Below are 20,828 nucleotides of genomic sequence, written 5' to 3'. Positions count from 1 at the left end.
AGGATGACCGCATGACACGCTTCCTGGTGGTGCCGCAGTGGCAGGGCTCGCCCGCCGCGCGGGCGATGCTGCTCGTCGACGGTGCCGAGGCGATCGCGGGCGACCTCCCGCGCGCCGCGACGACGCGCGTCGAGGTCCCGGCGGAGGCCGGCGAAGAGCTCGAGACGGGCATCCGCCGTTTCAGCGCCCTGAACCGCGTCGCGGAGGCCGTCGGCGCCGCCCTGGCGACCGGCGACGAGCCCGCCCTCGTCATCGGCGGCGACTGCGGCGTGGCCCTTCCCGCGATCGCGCACGCCGCCCGGACGCACACCGACCTCGCCGTCGTGTGGTTCGACGCGCACGGCGACCTCCACACCCCGACCACCTCGCCCTCCGGCGCGTTCGCCGGGATGGCGCTCCGTGCGGTCGTGGCGACCTCCGCGCTCCCGGGCGGCGGCGCCGTCGCGGAGGATCGCACCGTGCTGGTCGGCACCCGCGAGCTCGACGAGCCGGAACGCGCGTTCCTGGACACCAGCGCGGTGCGCGTCGTCGACGCGGATGCCGCCGCCGAGGCGAACGCGCTCGTGGACGCGGTGGCGGCCACCGGCGCGCAGGCCGTGTACATCCACGTCGATCTCGACGTGCTCGACCCGGCGGTGCTCGCGGGTGTCTCCCGTCCGGTCCCCTTCGGGCTCACGCTCGCCCAGCTGACCGCCGCGATCGGCGCGGTGCGGTCGCGCTTCCCGCTCGCGGGCGCGTCGCTCTCCGGGTTCGCACCGGCCTCGCCCGCGGCGGCCGTCGACGACCTCGGGACGATCCTCCGCGTGGTCGGCGCGCTCGCGTGATCGCCACTCCGCCCCTCGGCTGGCAGGCCCGCGCCGCTCGGGCCGTGGCGCGCGGGCGACGCCTGGACGCGCTGATCCCCGGCTTCCTCCTCGACTCGCCGGTGAGCCGCGTCGGCTACTGGTGGGGCACGGCCGTGGGCTGGGTCTGGGGGACGCTGTGGTCGACGGGCCGCATCGAGCGCCGGGGCGGGCTCTGGGTCTTCACCGGGATGCCCTCCTGGACGTTCGGTCGCGGCGGCGTGTGCGTGGGCGGGTGTTTCCTCACCGACTCGCCGCACATCGGCGACGCGGTGCTGCGGCACGAGGCCGTTCACGCGCGCCAGTGGCGCCGCTACGGCTTCCTCATGCCGCTGCTGTACGCCGTGGCCGGTCGGGATCCGCTGACGAATCGCTTCGAGATCCTCGCCGGGCTGGAGGAGGGCAACTACGTGCCACGCGGCTCGTCGACGAAGGGCGCGCGGGTCAGCGGGAGCTGACGAGCCCGAAGCGAGCGGGCGTGTTCACCGCCGCGGCGGCGATGCCCAGACGCTCGGTGAGGTGATCGAAGATGTCGGCGGTGCCGAGGAAGCCCCCGAGCAGGTGGATGCGCGTGCCGTCGACGCATGCGGCATCCGACGCGGGCCGAAGCCCGTCGGTGTCGTCCGCCGCGCTCTCGTCGGAGACGGCGTCGTCGCAGAGCATCTCGTCGGCCCAGGCGGTGACGGCGCGGCTCAGCGCCTGCCCCGGGGCGCATGCCCGGCCCGTGCCCGGCTCGCCGCTGCGCGCCGATCGATCGAGCCACGTGAGCACCATCCGGGCGGGCACGGTGATCGGAGCGATCCACGACGCGTCGGGAACCTCGACGAAGACGCGGCCGGTCGAGCAGATCGGCAGGGTCGCGATGAGCGCCTCCAGCTCGGCGAGCGCGTTCTCGTCGGCCGTGATGAGGTGCTGCACGCGCGCGTGACGCGACGCCTTGCAGGCGGTCGAGTCGTGCACGGCACGTGTCGCGAGGGAAGTCATGATGACCCCCATCATACGCCCTGTTAAGGGGAGCCTTACCTCATTCTGCGATGAGGTGCGTGCGCAGGGCCGCCACCTCGCCCTCCGTCAGTCCGTGGGCGCGCAGGTAGTCGGCGGCGCCGCCGTAGCGGCCGCGCACATCGGCGAGGAGATCCCGCATGACCGTGGCCGGCGAACGCGTCACGAGGTCGTCGAGATGGCGCGCGTCGGGATGCAGGGTGCGCAGATACGCCAGCACGCGCCCGTTCCGCTCCGGCGGCAGCAGCGCCTCCGTCCGGGCGTAGTCGTCGACGATCGCATCCTCGTCGACGCCCGCCGCCGCCAGCAGCAACGCGATCGTCACGCCCGTGCGGTCCTTGCCCACCGTGCAGTGCACGAGCACGGGCTGCGCGCCCAGGACGGCACGCGCGGCCTCCACGAGCTGCGGCGCCGAGCCGTCCACCAGCTCGCGGTACATCTGCGCGAGCGACCTGTCCTCCGCGAAGAAGGATCCGACCGATCCGACGAACAGCGGGATGCGGACCGTCTCGAGGTCGAGGCCGTCGACGCGACTCGGCTCGGTGGCGACCTCGTCGTCGGCGCGCAGATCCACGATCCGGCGCACGCCGAGATCGGCGAGCGCGCGGCATCCCTCGCCGGTCAACCGAGCGAGGTTGCCGGAGCGGAAGAGCACCCGCGGCCTCGTCGCACCCGAGCCCGCCGGCAGCCCGCCGACGTCGCGGAAGTTGAGCGCTCCGGGCACCAGCGTCATGCGGTGCCGCTCCCCGCTGCTGCGGCCGCCGCCTCGCCCCCGCGCGGCGGGACGGGGTACGCCCCGGCGATCGTGATGCGGTTGAACGCGTTGATCGAGACGAGGAGCCAGCTGATCGCGACGTACTCCGGCTCGGAGAGGATGCCGCCCACGCGGTCGTAGACCTCGTCCGGCACGCCTTCCTCGTGGATGAAGACGTAGCACTCGGCGAGCTCGAGAGCGGCGCGTTCACGGGCCGAGAAGACCCCCGACTTGCGCCACGTCGCCAACTGCGCGATGTCGTCGGCGGTCAGTCCCGCCGCCACGCCGCGGTCGACGTGCACCCGCACGCAGTAGGCGCAGCCGTTGAGCTGCGAGGCATGGATGAGCACGAGCTCCCGCAGCCGCGCGTCGATCCCCGCGTCGGCCGCGATGGTGCCGACCGTCTGGGAGAAGGCCTCCAGCGCGTCGTAGGCGGGACGGGCGGACCGGGACAGGTGGACGCGACGCTCGCTGCTCATGCGCCCAGCCTAGGACGCCCCCTCACCCGCGAACCGCTACCCCACGTGCGAGCCGCCATCGCGCGCACCGCCCAGGCCATAGCGGCTCGTCCGTGCCGTGGCGGCTCGCGGGGTGGGGTGGGTGGGAGAGGGGGAGGGAGAGAGAGGGGAGAATGGCGGGATGGATGAGTTCTCCTTCCTCGCGGCCCAGGCCGCGGAGCTCGGCATCGACGCCCCGCCTCCGGTCCGCCGGCTGACCCACACGCTGCCGGACGGTCGCACGGTGAGCGCGCTCCACTACGGCGATCCGACCACCGGAGCCTTCGCTCCCCCGCAGGTCACCCTCCTGCACGGCGCGGGCCTGAACGCCCACACGTGGGACACGACGGTGCTCGCCCTCGGGCTCCCGGCGCTGGCCGTGGACCTGCCCGGCCACGGCGACTCGTCGTGGCGGGCGGACGCGACGTACGCGGGCGGCGTGCTGGCCGCCGACATCGCCCCCGCGATCGCCGCCTGGGCACCGGCCGCGCAGGTGCTGGTCGGGCAGTCGCTCGGCGGCCTCACCGGCGCGGCCCTCGCCGCGGCGCACCCCGACCTCGTGCGCGAGCTGATCGTCGTCGACATCACTCCCGGCATCGACCCCAACGGCGACGCCGCCCAGATCGCGGCCTTCTTCGCGGGGCCCACCGACTGGGCGAGCCGCGAGGAGCTCGTCGAACGCGCCCTCGCCTTCGGCCTCGGCGGGTCGCGCGAGGCCGCGACGCGCGGCGTCACGCTGAACTCGCGCATCCGCGCGGACGGCCGCATCGAGTGGAAGCACCACTTCGCCCACCTCGCGAACGCGCTCGCCGGCGACCCGGATGCCGCCGCGAGCGCCGCCGCCCAGCAGGCCGCTCTGCGCGGCGCGCTGACGGCGAGCGGCTGGGACGACCTCGCGGCCGTCGCCGCGCCGATCACGCTCGTACGCGGCACCCGCGGGTTCGTGACGCCGGCGGATGCCGACGAGTTCCGGCGCCGCCTGCCCGCGGCATCCGTCGTCGACATCGTCTCGGGCCACAACGTCCAGGAGGAGCAGCCGGTCGAGCTGGCGCGACTGATCGCACAGGTCGCCCGCGGTTGAGGCGGGGCCGGCCCGACGCGCTGCATGACGCGCCGTGTCCGGGCTGCGACGATCGATGACCGCGACGGGCCCGGCAAAGCCTAGGCTGTAACGCGCACAAGAGTCCGCGGGCCGCTGCGCACAGCACCGGCGCATGCCCGCGCCCCCGAAAGGACACCTCTCACATGCTTCGCCGCACCTCCGTCGCCGCGGCCGCGCTCATCGCGGCCGGCGCCCTGCTGCTCAGCGCCTGCTCCGGCGGCGCCGCCCCCGACACCTCGGCCTCCGCGGTCACGCCCGACCCCGACGCCGTCGTGACGGTGCGCCTGGTCTCCGAGCCGAGCAACCTCGACATCCGTGAGACGGCCGGCGCCGCGCTCGACCAGATCCTCATCGACAACGTGTACCAGGGGCTCGTCTCCCGCACGCCCGACCAGCAGATCGAGCCGGCGCTGGCCAGCAGCTACGACGTCTCCGGCGACGGCCTCACCTACACCTTCACCCTCCGCGAGGGGGTGAGCTTCCACGACGGCTCGCCCCTCACGCCCGAGGACGTCGTCTGGTCGCTCCAGCAGGTGAAGGACAACGCCGCCTACCGCGACTCCGAGCGCCTCGCACGCGTGCAGACGATCGCCGCGAACGGCCAGGACATCGTCCTCACCCTCAGCGAGCCCGACTCGAGCCTGCTGTGGAACCTCACCGGTCGCGCCGGCCTCGTCCTGAAGAAGGACGACACCACCGACCGCAAGACGAAGGCCAACGGCACCGGTCCGTTCACCCTCGCGAACTGGAAGCAGGGCGATTCGATCACCTTCGACCGCAACGACGCCTACTGGGGCGACAAGGCCAAGGCGAAGGAGGTCGTCTTCGACTACATCCCCGACAACCAGGCGGCCCTCAACGGCGCTCTCGCCCACGAGCTCGACGTCGTCACCGGCTTCGACGCGAACCTCAAGGACCAGGTCGAGGCGAACGGCGACTTCGCGCTCGTGCTCGGCAAGTCCACCGACAAGGGCACGCTCGCGATGAATGCGACGAAGGCCCCGCTGTCCGACAAGCGCGTGCGCCAGGCCATCCGCCAGGCCATCGACCACGACGCCATCGTGAAGGCGCTGGGTGCGGGCCAGACCCTCTACGGTCCCATCCCCGAGCTCGACCCCGGCTACGAGGACCTCTCGTCGACGGCGCCGTTCGATCCGGATGCCGCGAAGAAGCTGCTCGCGGAGGCGGGCGTGAGCGATCTCACGCTGACCCTCACGATCCCCTCGTTCTACGGGACGACGGTGTCGCAGATCCTCGTGTCGAACCTCAACGACGTGGGCATCACGCTCAAGGTGAAGGCCGTCGAGTTCCCGACGTGGCTCAACGACGTCTACATCAACAAGAACTACGACCTCAGCTTCGTCCTGCACACCGAGGCGCGTGACTTCGAGAACTGGGCGAACCCGGACTACTACTTCACCTACGACAACGCCGAGGTGCAGAAGCTCTACCAGCAGTCGCTCAGCGCGACCGACGAGCAGACCTCCGCCGACCTGCTGAAGAAGGCCGCGAAGATCGTCGCCGACGACCAGGCCGCCGACTGGCTGTACAACGGCGCCTCGGTCGTCGCGGTCGCCACCAACGTGAGCGGCTTCCCCTCGATCAACGTCAACGAGCGCATCGACCTCGCCGAACTGGCCAAGAGCAAGGGGTGATCCGCTACGTACTGACGCGACTGGCCCTGCTCCTGCTGGGCCTGTTCGTCGCCAGTGCGCTGATCTTCCTCACGCTGCGGGTCCTTCCCGGCGATGTGGCGCAGCTCATCGCCGGGATCGACTCGAGTCCGGAGCAGGTCGCCGCGATCCGCGAGCGCCTCGGCCTCGGCCAGCCGCTGCCCGTGCAGTACCTCGCCTGGATCGGCGGGGTGCTGCGCGGCGACCTCGGGCAGTCGCTGCTGACCGGGGCGCCGGTCGGGGCGCAGCTGGCCGAGAAGGCCCAGGTCACCATCCCGCTGGGGCTGATGGCCATGACGGTGGCGCTCGTGATCGCCCTCCCCTTCGGCGTCGTGTCGGCGATGCGCCGCGGACGCCCCGACGGCACGGCGCTGTCGGTGGGCGCCCAGGCCGTCGCGGCGGTGCCGGTCGTGTGGGCGGGCATGATGCTCGTCCTCGTCTTCGCGGTCTGGCTCGGCTGGCTGCCCGCGCAGGGGTTCCCCCGCGCAGGATGGAGCGACCCCGCATCCGCCGTCCGCGCCCTGCTGCTGCCGGCGATCACGATCGGCGTGGTCGAGGGTGCGATGCTGATGCGCTTCGTCCGCTCGGCCACCCTGCAGGCCACGGGGCAGGACTTCGTCCGCACCGCGGCCGCGAAGGGCCTCACCCGCACCCAGGCGCTCCTGCGCCACGGCCTGCCCACGGTCGGGCTGTCCATCATCACGGTGCTCGGGCTGCAGGTCGCGGGCATCATCGTCGGCGCCGTCGTCATCGAGCAGCTGTTCAGCCTCCCCGGCATCGGACGGATGCTGGTGGAGGACGTCGGCAAGCGCGATCTCCTGAAGGTGCAGGGCGAACTGCTCGTGCTGACCGGGTTCGTCCTCGTGGTCGGGTTCGCCGTCGACCTCGTCCACCGGGTCATCGACCCCCGACAGCGGGAGGCGGAATGAGAAGGCTCGAGTGGCTGCGCCGGCTCTGGTCGCTGTCGACGGGACGCTTCGGTCTCGTGGTGGTCCTCGCGATCGGGGTCGTGGCGCTCGTCGCGCGGTTCTGGCTGCCCTTCGATCCGCAGACCGTCGACGTCGACGGACGGTGGGCTCCCCCGGGCTGGCCGCATCTGCTCGGCACGGACGGCTCGGGCCGCGACATCCTGAGCCTGCTGATGGCCGGGGCGCGCACGACCGTCTGGGTCGCGCTGGGCGCCGGGCTCGTCGCGACGGTGATCGGCGTCGCCCTCGCGGCGCTGGGCTCGCTGACCGCCCGCTGGCTGCGCGAGACGGTGGCCGTGCTCGTGGACATCCTGATCGCCTTCCCGGTCCTGCTGATCGCCATGATGATCTCGTCGGTGTGGGGCGGCTCGCTCTGGGTGGTGATCGTGTCGGTCGGCATCGGTTTCGGCGTCAACATCGCGCGCGTCACGCGCCCGGAGCTGCGGCGTGTGCTGCACAGCGACTTCGTCCTCGCCGGTCGCGCGGCCGGACTCACCCCGTTCCAGAACCTGTACCGGCATCTGCTGCCCAACGTCGCGCCCGTGTTCATCGTGCAGCTGTCGTGGGGCATGGCGGTCGCCGTCCTCGCCGAGGCCGGACTCAGCTACCTCGGCTTCGGCGCGCCGCTCACCGAGCCGAGCTGGGGACTGCTGCTCAAGGACCTCCAGCAGTACATCTCGGTGCATCCGCTCAGCGTGGTCTGGCCGGGTCTGGCGATCACCATCACCGTCCTCGGACTCAACCTGCTCGGCGACGCCCTGCGCGAGGCGACCGACCCCACCCTGTCGCGGCGTCGCACGGCCGCGCAGACGCATACCCCGGCGGTGATCGCATGAGCCTGGTGGTGCGCGACCTCGTGATCGAGATCGACGGCCGTCGTGTCGTCGACGGCGTCTCCTTCGACGTGTCCGACGGCGCTCGCGTGGGACTGATCGGCGAGTCCGGCTCGGGCAAGTCGCTCACCGCCCTCGCGGTGCTCGGCCTCCTGCCGGACGCCGCGACGGCGTCGGGCAGCATCCGCTGGGACGACCGCGAGCTGATCGGCCTCCCCGACCGCGAGCTCGCGCGGCTGCGCGGCGACGAGATCGGCATCGTGTTCCAGGAGCCGCGCACCGCCCTCAACCCCATCCGCACCGTCGGGCGTCAGATCGCCGAGTCGGTGCGCATCCACGAGGGCCTCGGACGCCGGGATGCCGCGGTGCGCGCGATCGCGGAGGCAGAGCGGGTGCGCCTGCCCGAGCCGGCGCAGATCGTGCGGCGCTATCCGCACCAGCTCTCCGGCGGTCAGCGACAGCGCGTCGCCATCGCGATGGCCCTGGCCTGCCGCCCCCGGCTGCTCATCGCGGACGAGCCCACCACGGCGCTGGACGTGACGATCCAGGCGGAGGTGCTCGACCTGCTGGCGGGTCTCGTCACCCGCGACGGGATGTCGCTCGTGTTCATCACCCACGACCTCGCGGTGCTCTCGCAGATCGCCACCCACGCGGTCGTGCTCGACGAGGGACGGGTCATCGAGCACGGACCGCTCTCCCGTCTGCTCACCGCACCGGCATCCCCCGTCACGCAGGGACTCCTGCGCGACGCGACCGCCACCCTGTGGCGCCCGGGAGGGATCTCGTGAGCGACGCCTCGCCCCTGCTCAGCGGACGCGGGCTGAGCCGCCGCTTCCGCCAGCGCGGCACCCGACTGCTCGAGCCGGCGCGGTGGACGACGGCGCTCGACGACGCCGACATCGACGTCTTCGAGGGATCGGCCGTGGGCATCATCGGCGAGTCCGGCTCCGGCAAGTCGACCCTCGTGCGCATCCTGCTCGGACTCGACCGCCCCTCGACGGGCACCGTCACGGTCGCCGGTCGCCGCGTCGACGCCGGCGCATCCGCCCGCTCGCTGCATTGGTTGCGCCGTGAGACGGGGATCGTCTTCCAGGACCCCTACGCGTCGCTCGACCCGCGCATGAGCGTCGGCCGGATCGTGGGCGAGCCCCTGTGGGCGCTCGGCATCCCGGGCGACCGACGCGCCCGGGTGCGGGAGGTGCTGGAGGCGGTCGGGCTGGAAGCGGAGATGGCCGACCGCTACCCGCACGAGTTCTCCGGCGGCCAGCGTCAGCGCGTCGCCCTCGCCCGCGCGATCGTGCACCGTCCGCGCATCCTCGTCGGCGACGAGCCGCTGTCGGCCCTCGACGTCACCGTGCGTGCGCAGATCCTCGAGCTGCTGCGCGCGCTGCGCGAGAGCGAGCGGCTCACCCTCGTGATGGTCTCGCACGACATCGGCGTGGTGCAGAACCTGTGCGACGAGGTCATCGTCATGAAGGACGGGCGGATCGTCGAGGAGGGCCCGACGGAGAAGGTGCTCCTCGCCCCGCAGGTCGCCTACACGCGGCGTCTGCTCGCATCGATCCCGGTGATCGACCCGCCGCGGGACGCAGACGGGCGTCGGTAGCCGGGCGTAGGGTGACGCCATGCCGGCCATCGTCCCCCCGTACCTGCTGTCCCGCCTCGCCGCCGCGCAGGCTCCTCACCTCGAGGCCGCAGCGGAGGCCGCCCGGGCGACGCTCGCGATCGTGCGCACCTACCATCCGTCGCGTCCCGATCGCGCTCGGCTCGACCTCTCGGTCGACGGCGATGCGCTCGTCGTGAGCGGCGAGCCCGCCCCCGACCGCGTGATCTCCGACGCGCAGCACCGCGAGCAGCTGCCCGGCGTGCGCGTGCGCGGCGAGGACGACCCGGCCTCGGGCGACCCGGCGGTCGACGAGGCGTTCGACGGGCTCGGGGCGAGCTTCGAGCTGTTCTGGGATGCGTTCTCCCGGCGGTCGATCGACGGCGCGGGCGGCACCCTCGAGGCGACCGTGCACTACGGCGATCGCTACGACAACGCGTTCTGGAACGGCGAACGGATGGTCTTCGGCGACGGCGACGGCGAGGTGTTCCGCGGCTTCACCGGGTCGATCAGCGTCATCGGGCACGAGCTGGGCCACGGCGTGATCGAGCACGGCGGCGGTCTCGACTACCGCGGACAGTCCGGCGCGCTCAACGAATCGGTGGCCGACGTCTTCGGCGCCCTCACGGAGCAGCACCTCCGCCGCCAGAGCGCCGCCGACGCGACGTGGCTGATCGGCGCCGGGATCTTCACGGACGCCGTCCAGGGCGTCGCCCTGCGCTCGCTGAGCGCACCGGGCACGGCGTACGACGACGACGTGCTCGGCCGCGACCCGCAGCCCGCCCACATGCGCGACTACGTCGACACCGCCGAGGACAACGGCGGCGTCCACATCAACTCGGGCATCCCCAACAAGGCGTTCCACCTCGTCGCCACCGCCCTCGGCGGCTTCGCGTGGGAGCGCGCCGGACGCATCTGGTACACGACCGTCACCTCGGGCTCGCTGTCGCGCACGGCCGACTTCGCGACCTTCGCGGCGGCCACGACGGCGACCGCCGAGCGGGAGTACGGTGAGGACTCGGAGGAAGCCGAGGCCGTCCGCACCGCGTGGAACGCCGTCGGCGTGACCGCCCGTGACGAATCACCCCGATCCAGGCCCGACGTCTGACCCTGCCGAGCAGGGCGAGCCGGAGGTGTTCCTGAGCGTCACCCGCTCCGGCGGGTTCGCGGGGCTCACCCGCCGCTGGAGCGTGAGCGCTCCCTCGCACGAGTCCGCGACCTGGATCGCACTCGTCGGGCGCTGCCCGTGGGAGGCCACGGCATCCGATCCCCCACCGGCCGACGGCGCCGATCGCTTCACCTGGACGATCGACGCCGACCTGCGCGGTCGACGTCACCGCGCCGTCATCGGCGAGGACCAGGCGCGCGGCGCGTGGCGCGAGCTGCTCGACGCCGTCCGCGCGCGCGGATCCGCGGGCTGAGCCCGACCCCGCCCGGCTCGGCCTGCCTCGCCGGGCTGTGCCCCCGTGACGAGCGTCGGACAATCCGCGCGGTGGCCGGCGAGGCCGCCCGGATACCGCGGAGGATCCCTCGGGGGCGGCCGAGAAGTCCGGCGTTCGTCACGGCGCCTCCGCGAGCAGGGGCGGGGTGGCGCCTCCGCGGGCGACGGCCGGCGGGCGTCGGCGGCCGGTCAGCGCTCGGATCGCGAGAACAGCGAGCGCTTCTTCTTGACGGGAGACAGCTGCTTCTGCAGGTAGATGGTGCCCAGCCAGCGACCGAACTTGAAGCCGACCCGGCCCATCCGCCCGACCTCGACGAAGCCGAGCTTCTCGTGGAGGGCGATCGACGACTCGGCACCCTTGTCGCTGATGACGGCGACCATCTGGTGGATGCCGGCGGCCTCGCTCGCCGCGATGAGCGCTTCGAGCAGCGCACGCCCCAGCCCCTTCCCGGTGGCCGCCTGCCCCAGGTAGATGGAGTTCTCGACGCTGTAGCGATACGCGGACTTGGCGGACATGGGCTGCACGAGCGCGTAGCCGAGGATCTGCCCGCTCGGCGACTGCGCCACCAGGAACGGCATGCCCAGCCGCGACAGGTGCGCGACCTTCTCGCGCCACTGCGCGAGCGTCCACTTCTTCTCGTCGAAGGTCACGACGGAGTTCGTCACGTAGTGGTTGTAGATCTCGCGGATGTCGGGGATGTCGGCATCGCGCACGGGACGGATCTCGTACGCGAACGGTCGTTCCTGCTCGGCGCGCCGCAGATGCGCCGGCAGCCGCCGTCGCGTCTTCTCGTACTCCTCCTCCAGCATGACGCTCAGCCTAGGCGCCAGTCCACGGCGGACGCACCCTGCTGCGCCAGCAGCTCGTTGACGCGCGAGAACGGCCGCGAGCCGAAGAAGCCCCGGCTGGCCGACAGCGGTGAGGGATGAGCCGATTCGACGATCGGGGTCTCCGCGAGCAGCGGCCGCAGGTTCGCGGCATCCCGCCCCCACAGCACCGCCACAAGCGGGCGTTCGCGGGCCACCAGCGTGCGGATGGCGTGCTCGGTCACCTTCTCCCACCCCCACCCGCGATGCGACGCGGGAGCTCCGGGCGCCACCGTCAGCACGCGGTTGAGCAGCATGACGCCCTGGTCGCTCCAGGCGGAGAGGTCGCCGTGCGGCGCTCTCGGGATGCCGAGGTCGGCTTCGAGCTCCTGGTAGATGTTCGCGAGGCTCCGCGGCAGGGGCCGCACGTGCGCGTCGACGGCGAACGACAGGCCGATCGGGTGACCGGGCGTCGGGTACGGGTCCTGGCCCACGATGAGGACCTTCACCGCGGACAGGGGGCGCGCGAACGCGCGGAGCACCTTGTCGCCCGCGGGCAGGTAGGGGCGACCGGCGGCCGTCTCGGCGCGCAGCCGCTCGCCGAGGGCGGCGATGTCCGGGGCGACCGGCGCGAGCGCGGACGCCCAGTCCGCGTCGATGAGCCCGGCACCGGCCAGCTCATCGAGCGTCATCGCCATCAGGCGCTCGCCTCCGCGCCGGCATCCTCCTCGATGACGGAGCCGGCGGCCGACCACGGGAAGTCGATCCAGCGGTCGGTCTCACGCCAGGAGTAGTCGGGCCGGGCGACGCTGCCGGGCTTCGTGTAGATGCAGACCGAGCGCACATCGGCATCCGCGTCGCGCAGCATCTTCACGGCGAGCGCCAGCGTGCGTCCGCTGTCGGCGACGTCGTCGACGAGCAGCACGCGCTTGCCCGGCAGGTAGCCGAGGTCGAGGTCGGGCGGCAGCAGCGCCGGCGCCTCGAGCACCGTGCCGATGCCCGTGTAGAACTCCACGTTCAGCGCGCCGCAGCTCTTCACGCCGAGGCCGTACGCGATGGCGCCGCCGGGCAGCAGCCCGCCGCGCGCGATCGCCACCACGACGTCGGGCACGAACCCGTCCGCCACGATCGATCGGGACAGCGCCCGGGTCGCCTCGCCGAAACCGTCCCATGTCAACACTTCGCGCTCGCTGGTCACGGCATTCAGCCTAGGCGTCGGTGCCGCCGCCCGCCGTCACGCGTGGCTAGAGTGAACGCCGTGACCTCCCCCACTGCAGGCTCTTCGACGGCGAAGACCTCCCGCGCCCGCTCCGCCCGGCTCCCCGCCGGCCTCGGCATCACCGCCGGCCTGATCGGCTGGTTCATCCTGGTGGAGATCGTCAGCGGCATCCTGCAGGGCTACTACGTGCCGCTGTTCAGCGACATCGTCGTCTCCCTCGGCATCCACGATTCGGACGTCAACTGGTTCGAGGCGGCGCAGCTGCTGTTGTCGGCACTGGTCGTCCCGGTGCTCGCCAAGCTCGGCGACATGTACGGGCACAAGCGCATCCTGCTGATCGCCGCGATCCTCACTGCCGGGGCGACGTGGTGGCTCGTGTTCGCGACCTCGTTCTGGAGCTTCCTGATCGCCTGGGCGCTGCAGGGCTTCTACGTCGTCTGGCTGCCGCTGGAGATCGCGCTCATCTTCGAGCGCGGACGCGTCCAGCAGCGGGGCGTGTCCACGACCCGCCGCGCCGCGGGCCTGCTCGTCGTCGGGCTGCAGGCGGGAGCGATCATCGGCGCCCTCGCCGCGGGGCGCATCTTCGCGGCGACCGGGCAGAACCTCACCGCCACGCTGGTCGTGCCGGCGATCGCCGTGACGGTCGTCGCCCTCGTCATCTGGGTCGGCGTCCCCGAGTCCGTCCCCGAGGGCGGACGACGCCTCGACACCTGGGGGTTCGTGCTGCTCGCCTGGGCGCTCCTGCTGATCACGGGCGGGCTCGCCTGGATGCGCATGATCGGCGAGCTCGCACTCGGCTCCGGCGCCTGGTTCTGGGTCGTGGCGCTGCTGGTCGCGGGCGCGGGCGTGCTCGTCTGGTTCGTGCGCTACGAACTGCGCCAGGACGACCCCGCCGTCGACATCCGCGTGCTGCGGCGACCGGAGATGTGGCCCGTGCAGGCCACCGCGTTCCTCATCGGGATCAGCCTCCTCGGCGCCCAGGGACCGCTGTCGACGTATGCCGGCACCGATCCCTCGATCGGGTACGGCCTCGGCCTGGATGCCACGGAGCGCTCGAACATCATCGGCGTGTACCTGGTGTCGCTGATCGTGGGAGCCGTGCTGTTCGCGATCACGTCGCGGCGGGCGAGCCCGCGGATCGTGCTGATCGGGGCCTCCCTGCTGGTGGGCGTGGGGTATCTCCTCTTCCTGCCGTTCCACCTCGAGCTGTGGCAGGTGCTGCTGAACCTCTCGATCGCCGGTCTCGGCTGCGGTGCGCTCGTCGGGGCGCTCCCGGCGGCCGCGGCCGCCGCCGCCCCGCGCGGGCAGACGGGCATCGCGACGGCGTTGACCAACACGACCAAGACCATCGGCGGCTCGTTCTCGTCGGCCGTGTTCGGTGTGGTGCTCGCCGCCGGCGCCGGCGCCGTGGCCAGCCAGACCGCGGCCTCCCTCGGCGGCTACCTCACGGTGTGGGCGATCTGCGCCGGCGGCGGCTTCCTCGCGGCCCTGCTGCTCGTGTTCGTCCCGAAGGTGGCCTTCTCCGACGCTCCCGCCTCCTGACGCGTCGCCGCGGCGGGCGCGTCGCGGGGTCAGCCGCGCGGGCGGAGGCGCCCGCGCGCGAGCAGGTGCTGCGCGGACTGGGCGACGGGCCGCATCGTCACGAGGTCGAGGTTGACGTGCCCGGGCGCGTTCAGCGCGTAGGCGATCACGTCGGCGACGTCGTCCGCGACGAGCGGATTCTCGACGCCCTCGTAGACCTTCTCGGCGGTGGCCCGGTCGCCGCCGAGCCGGTTGAGCGTGAACTCCTCGGTGTAGACCATCCCCGGCGCGATCTCCGTCACCCGGATCGGCTCGCCGTTGAGCTCGAGGCGGAGGGCGTGCACGAGCATCGCCTCGCCCGCCTTCGCGGCGTTGTAGCCGGCGCCGCCGGGATACGCCGTCTGGGCGGCCGTCGAGGTCACGTACAGGGTGTCGGCGTGGCCGCCGGCGCCGATCGCCGCACGCAGCAGCGGCAGCACCGCGGCGGTCACCAGCTGGGCCGACAGTACGTTGGCCTCGAACATCCACCGCCAGTCGGCGGGATCGCCGTCCTCGACCCGGTCGGTGCCGCGCGCGCCGCCCGCGACGTGGACGAGCGCGTGCAGCGGGCCGGTGGCGGCCAGGTGCTCGACGAGCGCGGCGACGTCCGCCGCGTTCGAGAGGTCCGCCGCGAACGACGCGGAGCCGACCTCGGCGTCGAGGGCGGCAAGGCGCTCGGCGCGGCGCGCGACGCCCACGACCTCCCACCCGCTCGCCCGGAGGGCCCGCACCGTGGCGGCTCCGATCCCCGAGCTCGCACCCGTCACCACGGCTCGTCTGGTCCCCTGCTGCGAAGTCATGCCCCCACGCTACGTCACGGTGCCGGATGCCGTCGGGAGCCGAATTCGTTACGTCACATTTCCCACCCGTTGTTGACAACGACGCCGATCCCTACTCTCGGTGGTGGCCGCGGCGTCCGTCCCGGCACCCCTCCACTTCCCGATACCCCGATGGAGCCCGACATGTCCGCATCCGAGAACTGGCGCTTCGAGACCACGCAGATCCACGCGGGCGCCCAGCCCGATCCGGTCACGAAGGCGCGCGCCACCCCGATCTACCAGACCACCTCCTACGTGTTCGACAACGCCGACCACGCCGCGAACCTCTTCGCGCTGGCCGAGTTCGGCAACATCTACACCCGCATCCAGAACCCCACGCAGGATGTCGTCGAGCAGCGCATCGCCGCGCTCGAGGGCGGCACCGGCGCCCTCCTCGTCGCATCGGGTCAGGCTGCGGAGACCTTCGCGGTGCTCAACATCGCCGAGGCGGGCGACCACATCGTCTCGTCGAGCTCGATCTACGGCGGCACCTACAACCTGTTCAAGTACACGCTGGGCAAGCTCGGCATCGAGGTCACGTTCGTCGAGAACCAGGACGACCCCGAGGAGTGGCGCCGCGCCGTCCGCCCGAACACGAAGCTGTTCTTCGCGGAGACGATCGGCAACCCGCAGATCAACGTCCTCGACATCCGCACCGTCGCCGACGTCGCGCACGAGGCCGGGGTGCCGCTCATCGTCGACAACACGATCGCGACCCCGTACCTCATCCGCCCGTTCGAGCACGGCGCCGACATCGTCGTGCACTCGGCCACCAAGTTCCTCGGCGGTCACGGCACCGTCATCGGCGGCGCGATCGTCGACGGCGGCACCTTCCCGTGGTCGGAGCACGCCGACCGCTTCCCGGGCCTGACCACCCCCGACCCCTCCTACCACGGCGCGGTCTACACGCAGGCGGTCGGCGACGGCCTGGCCTACGTCATCAAGGCCCGCGTGCAGCTGCTGCGCGACCTGGGTGCCGCCATCTCGCCGCAGAGCGCGTGGCTGCTCATCCAGGGCATCGAGACCCTGTCGCTGCGCATCGAGCGTCACGTGCAGAATGCGCAGGAGATCGCGGAGTGGCTGGAGAACCACGACGACATCGCCTCGGTGAACTACTCGGGCCTGCCCACCTCGCCCTGGTACGCCGCCGCGAACCGCTACGCCCCGAAGGGTGTCGGCGCGGTGCTGTCGTTCGAGCTGAAGGGGGGCGTGGAGGCCGGCCGTGAGTTCGTCAACGCGCTCGAGCTGTTCAGCCACCTCGCGAACATCGGCGACGTGCGCTCGCTCGTCATCCACCCGGCATCCACGACGCACTCGCAGCTCACGCCCGAGCAGCAGCTCACGACGGGTGTGACCCCCGGCCTCGTGCGCCTGTCGGTGGGTCTGGAGAACGTCGAGGACCTCAAGGCCGACCTCGCGCAGGCCCTCGCCGCCGCGCGCAAGGTCTCCGAGGCCGCCCGCGCCTGAGCCCACTCCCCTCCCGCGGCGCGCGAGCACCGCAGGATGCCGCGAACTCCGCAGCCGGTCACGCGATCGACTGCGGAGTTCGTGCGTGTGGGCCCCGCCCGGCGTAACAGTCGGTTCGCGCGCCGGGCGAGCCGGGAGAATGGAGCGTATGGACTGGCAGACCTCCGAGGACACGGTGCCGAGCGCGCCGATCACGGAGGCCGACGCGCGTCTCCTGCGCGGACGTCCCCCGGCGACGGGCGCCTGGCGCGACGGCGATCCGGCCGGCGAGCGCCGCTTCGCCGCGTTCGGCGCGTTCACGACGGAAGGCGGTCGGGAGCTGCCCGGCATCCGACTCGCCTACGAGACCTGGGGCGAGCTGTCCCCCGACCGCGACAACGCCGTGCTCGTGCTGCACGCGCTGACCGGCGACAGCCATGTGCGCGGCGCGGCCGGCCCCGGCCACCCCACCGCGGGCTGGTGGGACGACATCGTCGGTCCCGGCGCTGCCATCGACACCGACCGCTGGTTCGTCGTGGCGCCCAACATGCTCGGCGGATGCCAGGGCTCGACGGGCCCGTCCTCGATCGCACCCGACGGCTACGAGTGGGCGGGACGCTTCCCGTACCTCACGATCCGCGACCAGGTCGCCGCGCAGGTGCTCCTCGCCGACAGCCTGGGAATCCCGGTGTGGGCAGCGGTGATCGGCGGCTCGATGGGCGGGATGCACGCCCTGGAGTGGGGTGTCGGCCTCCCCGAGCGGGTGCGCCGGCTGGCGGTCCTCTCCTCGCCGCCGACGACCACGGCCGACCAGATCGCCCTCAACGGCGTGCAGCTGGAGGCCATCCAGATGGACCCCCGCTTCGCGGACGGCGAGTACTACGACGCGCCCGACGGCGACGGCCCGCACCGCGGTCTCGCCCTGGCCCGCCGCATGGCACTGCTGAACTACCGCAGCCCCACCGAGCTGAACCAGCGCTTCCAGCGCTCGTGGCAGTCGGGAAAGAGTCCGCTCGGGCACGGCGGCCGGTTCGCCGTGGAGAGCTATCTCGACTTCCACGGCAACAAGTTCACGCGCCGCTTCGACGCGAACACCTACATCACGCTCGTCGAGGCGATGAACTCGCACGACGTCGGTCGTGATCGCGGCGGTGTCGAGGACGCCCTCGCCCGGGTCACCGCCCGCACCCTCGTGCTCGGCATCGACAGCGACCGGCTGTTCCCGATCGACGGTCAGCACCGGATCGCACGAGGCATCCGCACGACGATCGACGACGGCGCGATCGTGCTGTCGAGCGACTTCGGCCACGACGGCTTCCTCATCGAGACGCCCGCGGTGGGAGCACATCTGCGGCGACTGCTGCAGGACTGATACGGCTCAGCCGGCCGGGTGCACGGCACGGCGCGTCGCGCGCGCCTCGATCCCGAAGCTGACCAGGGCTAGCACGAGCCCGGATGCCGCGAGCAGCGCGCCCACCCAGACCGGCGCGACGAAGCCGAACCCCGCGGCGATCACGACGCCGCCGAGGAACGCCCCGCTCGCGTTGCCGATGTTCAGCGCCGAGTGGTTCAGCGCCGCGGCGATCGACTGGTTGTCGCCGGCGACGTCCATGAGCCGCGTCTGGATCGACGGGCTGAGCACCGACGACACGAAGCCGACGAGGAAGATGAACACCCCGAGGGTGAGCAGCAGCCCCGCGCTCAGCGCGAGGAGCACCTGCACCACGACCAGGGCGGCGAGGCCGCCCAGCATCGTGCGCTTCAGGTCGCGATCGGCGAGGTGGCCGCCGACCAGGTTGCCGATCGTCATCCCGAGGCCCATGACGATGAGGATGACGGGGACCACGGCGCTCGGCGCGCCGGCGACCTCGGTCACGATCGAGGCGACATAGCTGTAGGCCGCGAAGAAGCCGCCGAAGCCGATCGCGCCGACCCCGAGGGTCAGCCACACCTGGCCGATGCGCAGCGCGCCCAGCTCGGCGCGGAGCGTGCGGCCGGGATCCCCCGCGTGGGCGGGCACGGTCAGGGCGATCATCACGGCGGCGAGCGCGAAGATGAGTGCGACGACGAGGAAGGCGACGCGCCAGCCGAAGCTCTGCCCGAGGAAGGTCCCGAGCGGCACACCCACGACGTTCGCGACCGTGAGCCCGGTGAGCACGAACGCGACGCCCTTCGCGCGGTTGCCCGGACCCATGACGTCGGCGGCGACGAGCGCGCCGATGCCGAAGTACGCGCCGTGCGGCAGCCCGGCCAGCACGCGGGATGCCGCGACCAGCTCGAACGTCGGCGCCACCAGGGTCAGCGCGTTGCCGACCGTCAGCGCGGCGGCGAGCGCCAGCATGACGCGGTGTCGCGGGTACTTCGCGACGGCGCCGGCGATCGTCGGCGCGCCGATGACCACCCCGAGCGCGTACAGCGTGATGAGCCAGCCGGCGTGCGCGACGGCATCCTCGGGCGAGGCCGCCCACGTGGCGGGCAGCAGGTCGGCGGCGATGTCGGGCAGCAGGCCCATGACGACGAACTCGGTCATGCCGATGCCGAACGAGCCGACGGCGAGAGAGAGGAGCGCCCACATCGCCGCACCCCTCGACGGTGTCGAGGAGATCACCCGGTCATGCTACCGGTTGCCGACAGCGTCAAGGCCGGCCTAGGACGGGTCGTCGAGCGCCGCGATGGCCGTCTCTAGCCGCTCGATCTTCCCGTCGATCTCACCGGTGCGCCCGGGCCGGATGTCGGCCTTGAGCACCAGCGAGACGCGCGAGCCGAACGGCATCACGGCATCCGTCGCCGCCTTCACGACCGCGAACACCTCGTCCCACTCCCCCTCGATCTCCGTGAACATCGAGGTCGTCCGGTGCGGCAGGCCGGACTCCCGCACCACCTTCACCGCCGCGGCGACGGCGTCGTGGACCGAGCCGTCCGCGGACGCGGTCGGCTGCGAGGATGCGCCGCTGGGGGCGACGGAGAACGCGACGAGCATGGGGACTCCTTCGATCGGGGTGAGCGGTCAGGGCAGGCTGCGCACGGTGGGCGTCTCGAGGGCGGCGGCTCGGGCAGCCCGTGCCGGCCCGGTGGGCGCCCGCACGACCGCGACGAGCCGGACCAGCATCCAGACGAACATCGCGACGAGCACGAGGTTGCGCAGGGTCAGCAGGCTCACCGGCACCACCTGCGGATACAGGATGCCGTTGTAGGTCAGCGGGTAGACGAGCTGGGTCAGCAGCGCGGCGAAGAGGGCCACGGATGCCGGGGCCGACCATCGCCGGCGATCGATGACCAGACCGACGACCAGGGAGGGCACGAGCCAGCACAGGTACTGCGGCGAGCCGACCTTGTTGAAGACGATGAAACCCAGCACCAGCGCGAGCGACAGCGTCGGGAACAGCGTCGCGTAACGGGCGCCGCGCATGACCGCGGCCACCCCCAGGCCGACGACGGCGAGCATCGCGATCATGAGCGCGGGCGTCATCGCCGCGATGACGGGATCGATCTCGGTGCCCGTGACCTGGAAGGTCAGCAGGTCCTGGGCGTAGTACACCGAGAAGCCGGGGATGCCGAGGAGGGCGCCCCAGAGGTAGGGCATGCTGATGGGCGCCTCGACCTGCAGGCCCCGCGACGTCTGATCGCCGATGAACCCGAACGCGTGCGCCGCGCCCCCGAGGGCGACGACGACGAGGAGGGTCGCCGCGCTCACCAGCAGCGCCCCGCCGATCAGGGCGATCCGCCGACGCAGCACCACGACCGCGGCGGCGAGCAGAGCGGCGGGCCACACCTTCATCCACGTGGCGACCGCCAGCAGCACGGAGGCCAGCCACGGCCGCCCGAGCAGCCACAGGCAGCCCAGCACCGCCAGCGCCACGGTGAACCCGTCCAGCCGGTAGAGGCCGACCGGGCCCAGCAGTGCGATGTAGCAGAGCCAGAACCAGCCCGCCGTCCGGCGTCCGGCCGACCGGGCGCGACCGATGAGCACCGCGAAGGCGACGGCATCCGCGGCGATCACCACGAGCGCCCACGCGACGGTGTAGCCGGCGATCCAGGCGAAGGCGTGGGCGAGCAGCATGGGCAGCAGGGCCAGCTGTGGGTACACCCAGGACTGGTCGATGCCGACGATGCCGTATCCCTGCAGGGCGCCGAGCGACCAGGGCTCGTACACGCGGTAGACGTCGCCCATCGGCTCGTTCGGCAGGAGGAAGCCGAGCCAGGCCACGGCGACGTGCACGATCACGAAGGCGGCCCACAGTGCGCTCCGCCTCGTCATCCCCC

At 72.3% G+C, this 20,828-nt stretch carries 23 protein-coding genes; 13 read left to right on the top strand and 10 right to left on the bottom strand.

Annotation, left to right across the window (positions count from 1 at the left end; translation table 11 throughout):
• The first annotated feature begins 11 nt into the window (after positions 1 to 11).
• Both AC6CQV_RS02970 and AC6CQV_RS02965 read left to right on the top strand, forming a co-directional pair.
• Entirely contained in the window at positions 12 to 824 is an 813-nt protein-coding gene (locus AC6CQV_RS02970; RefSeq protein WP_498260221.1) for an arginase family protein, read from the top strand.
• Positions 821 to 1,300 (top strand): Fe-S oxidoreductase, encoded by a 480-nt coding sequence (locus AC6CQV_RS02965; RefSeq protein WP_498260220.1) that lies wholly within the window; start codon positions 821 to 823, stop codon positions 1,298 to 1,300. Before AC6CQV_RS02970 ends, AC6CQV_RS02965 begins: the two co-directional genes overlap by 4 nt.
• Here AC6CQV_RS02965 and AC6CQV_RS02960 read toward each other — a convergent pair.
• Genes AC6CQV_RS02960 through AC6CQV_RS02950 form a run of 3 tightly spaced genes read right to left on the bottom strand, consistent with a single transcriptional unit; the run spans position 1,287 to position 3,077 of the window.
• Positions 1,287 to 1,826 carry an SIP domain-containing protein gene (locus tag AC6CQV_RS02960; RefSeq protein ID WP_498260219.1) on the bottom strand — a complete coding sequence of 180 codons (540 nt, stop codon included), beginning with the start codon at positions 1,824 to 1,826 and terminating at the stop codon, positions 1,287 to 1,289. The genes AC6CQV_RS02965 and AC6CQV_RS02960 overlap by 14 nt on opposite strands.
• Before the next feature lie 40 nt (positions 1,827 to 1,866).
• A complete protein-coding gene (locus AC6CQV_RS02955) occupies positions 1,867 to 2,577 on the bottom strand; it encodes a tyrosine-protein phosphatase (protein ID WP_498260218.1) in 711 nt (236 codons plus the stop codon).
• Positions 2,574 to 3,077, bottom strand: a complete 504-nt coding sequence (locus tag AC6CQV_RS02950; protein ID WP_498260217.1) for a carboxymuconolactone decarboxylase family protein — start codon at positions 3,075 to 3,077, stop codon at positions 2,574 to 2,576. Before AC6CQV_RS02950 ends, AC6CQV_RS02955 begins: the two co-directional genes overlap by 4 nt.
• Positions 3,078 to 3,237: 160 nt before the next feature.
• Between AC6CQV_RS02950 and AC6CQV_RS02945 the strand changes: the two genes are divergently transcribed.
• The 8 genes from AC6CQV_RS02945 to AC6CQV_RS02910 all read left to right on the top strand — a co-directional run bounded on the left by AC6CQV_RS02945 (position 3,238) and on the right by AC6CQV_RS02910 (position 10,695).
• The gene (locus AC6CQV_RS02945; RefSeq protein WP_101306661.1) at positions 3,238 to 4,176 is read left to right on the top strand and encodes an alpha/beta fold hydrolase; all 939 of its coding nucleotides are present in this window, start codon (positions 3,238 to 3,240) and stop codon (positions 4,174 to 4,176) included.
• Positions 4,177 to 4,340: 164 nt separating this feature from the next.
• Positions 4,341 to 5,852 carry an ABC transporter substrate-binding protein gene (locus tag AC6CQV_RS02940; RefSeq protein ID WP_191008909.1) on the top strand — a complete coding sequence of 504 codons (1,512 nt, stop codon included), beginning with the start codon at positions 4,341 to 4,343 and terminating at the stop codon, positions 5,850 to 5,852.
• Positions 5,849 to 6,799, top strand: a complete 951-nt coding sequence (locus AC6CQV_RS02935) for an ABC transporter permease (protein WP_061782533.1) — start codon at positions 5,849 to 5,851, stop codon at positions 6,797 to 6,799. Before AC6CQV_RS02940 ends, AC6CQV_RS02935 begins: the two co-directional genes overlap by 4 nt.
• Positions 6,796 to 7,674, top strand: coding sequence for an ABC transporter permease (locus tag AC6CQV_RS02930; protein WP_101306664.1), 879 nt, complete (start codon positions 6,796 to 6,798; stop codon positions 7,672 to 7,674). The genes AC6CQV_RS02935 and AC6CQV_RS02930 overlap by 4 nt, the downstream gene beginning before the upstream one ends.
• Positions 7,671 to 8,459, top strand: a complete 789-nt coding sequence (locus AC6CQV_RS02925) for an ATP-binding cassette domain-containing protein (protein WP_498260216.1) — start codon at positions 7,671 to 7,673, stop codon at positions 8,457 to 8,459. The genes AC6CQV_RS02930 and AC6CQV_RS02925 overlap by 4 nt, the downstream gene beginning before the upstream one ends.
• Positions 8,456 to 9,277 (top strand): ABC transporter ATP-binding protein, encoded by an 822-nt coding sequence (locus AC6CQV_RS02920; protein ID WP_498260215.1) that lies wholly within the window; start codon positions 8,456 to 8,458, stop codon positions 9,275 to 9,277. The genes AC6CQV_RS02925 and AC6CQV_RS02920 overlap by 4 nt, the downstream gene beginning before the upstream one ends.
• A 19-nt stretch (positions 9,278 to 9,296) precedes the next feature.
• Positions 9,297 to 10,382: a M4 family metallopeptidase gene (locus AC6CQV_RS02915; protein ID WP_498260214.1), complete on the top strand. Its 1,086-nt coding sequence runs from the start codon at positions 9,297 to 9,299 to the stop codon at positions 10,380 to 10,382.
• 25 nt (positions 10,383 to 10,407) lie between these two features.
• Positions 10,408 to 10,695, top strand: a complete 288-nt coding sequence (locus tag AC6CQV_RS02910) for a protealysin inhibitor emfourin (protein ID WP_498260213.1) — start codon at positions 10,408 to 10,410, stop codon at positions 10,693 to 10,695.
• Positions 10,696 to 10,904: 209 nt separating this feature from the next.
• Here the strand turns inward: AC6CQV_RS02910 and AC6CQV_RS02905 are convergent, their stop codons facing one another.
• From AC6CQV_RS02905 to AC6CQV_RS02895, 3 genes are read right to left on the bottom strand one after another with little or no spacing between them, the layout of a single operon-like run.
• Entirely contained in the window at positions 10,905 to 11,525 is a 621-nt protein-coding gene (locus AC6CQV_RS02905; RefSeq protein ID WP_060960891.1) for a GNAT family N-acetyltransferase, read from the bottom strand.
• Between the two features lie 5 nt (positions 11,526 to 11,530).
• The gene (locus AC6CQV_RS02900) at positions 11,531 to 12,220 is read right to left on the bottom strand and encodes a uracil-DNA glycosylase (RefSeq protein WP_498260212.1); all 690 of its coding nucleotides are present in this window, start codon (positions 12,218 to 12,220) and stop codon (positions 11,531 to 11,533) included.
• Entirely contained in the window at positions 12,220 to 12,720 is a 501-nt protein-coding gene (locus AC6CQV_RS02895; protein ID WP_205283271.1) for a phosphoribosyltransferase, read from the bottom strand. The genes AC6CQV_RS02900 and AC6CQV_RS02895 overlap by 1 nt, the downstream gene beginning before the upstream one ends.
• A gap of 60 nt (positions 12,721 to 12,780) precedes the next feature.
• Between AC6CQV_RS02895 and AC6CQV_RS02890 the strand changes: the two genes are divergently transcribed.
• Positions 12,781 to 14,283, top strand: coding sequence for an MFS transporter (locus tag AC6CQV_RS02890; protein ID WP_498260211.1), 1,503 nt, complete (start codon positions 12,781 to 12,783; stop codon positions 14,281 to 14,283).
• 29 nt (positions 14,284 to 14,312) lie between these two features.
• Here AC6CQV_RS02890 and AC6CQV_RS02885 read toward each other — a convergent pair whose 3' ends face one another.
• Positions 14,313 to 15,101 (bottom strand): SDR family oxidoreductase, encoded by a 789-nt coding sequence (locus AC6CQV_RS02885; protein WP_498260210.1) that lies wholly within the window; start codon positions 15,099 to 15,101, stop codon positions 14,313 to 14,315.
• Between the two features lie 162 nt (positions 15,102 to 15,263).
• Here AC6CQV_RS02885 and AC6CQV_RS02880 point away from each other — a divergent pair, with 162 nt between their 5' ends.
• The gene (locus AC6CQV_RS02880; RefSeq protein WP_060961029.1) at positions 15,264 to 16,586 is read left to right on the top strand and encodes a bifunctional o-acetylhomoserine/o-acetylserine sulfhydrylase; all 1,323 of its coding nucleotides are present in this window, start codon (positions 15,264 to 15,266) and stop codon (positions 16,584 to 16,586) included.
• A gap of 148 nt (positions 16,587 to 16,734) precedes the next feature.
• A complete protein-coding gene (gene metX / locus AC6CQV_RS02875) occupies positions 16,735 to 17,937 on the top strand; it encodes a homoserine O-acetyltransferase MetX (protein ID WP_060960894.1) in 1,203 nt (400 codons plus the stop codon).
• Between the two features lie 6 nt (positions 17,938 to 17,943).
• Here the strand turns inward: metX and AC6CQV_RS02870 are convergent, their stop codons facing one another.
• The 3 genes from AC6CQV_RS02870 to AC6CQV_RS02860 form a co-directional block, all read right to left on the bottom strand.
• Positions 17,944 to 19,140 (bottom strand): MFS transporter, encoded by a 1,197-nt coding sequence (locus tag AC6CQV_RS02870; RefSeq protein ID WP_060960895.1) that lies wholly within the window; start codon positions 19,138 to 19,140, stop codon positions 17,944 to 17,946.
• 72 nt (positions 19,141 to 19,212) lie between these two features.
• On the bottom strand, positions 19,213 to 19,545 hold the full coding sequence (locus AC6CQV_RS02865) for a thiamine-binding protein (RefSeq protein ID WP_060960896.1): 333 nt from the start codon (positions 19,543 to 19,545) through the stop codon (positions 19,213 to 19,215).
• Between the two features lie 27 nt (positions 19,546 to 19,572).
• The gene (locus AC6CQV_RS02860) at positions 19,573 to 20,823 is read right to left on the bottom strand and encodes a glycosyltransferase 87 family protein (protein ID WP_498260209.1); all 1,251 of its coding nucleotides are present in this window, start codon (positions 20,821 to 20,823) and stop codon (positions 19,573 to 19,575) included.
• Between the last annotated feature and the right edge of the window lie 5 nt (positions 20,824 to 20,828).

The sequence above is a fragment of the Microbacterium sp. EG9 genome, assembly GCF_059759475.1.
Note: the sequence above shows the minus strand (reverse complement) of the source record. Positions and strands in the feature narration are given on the sequence as shown.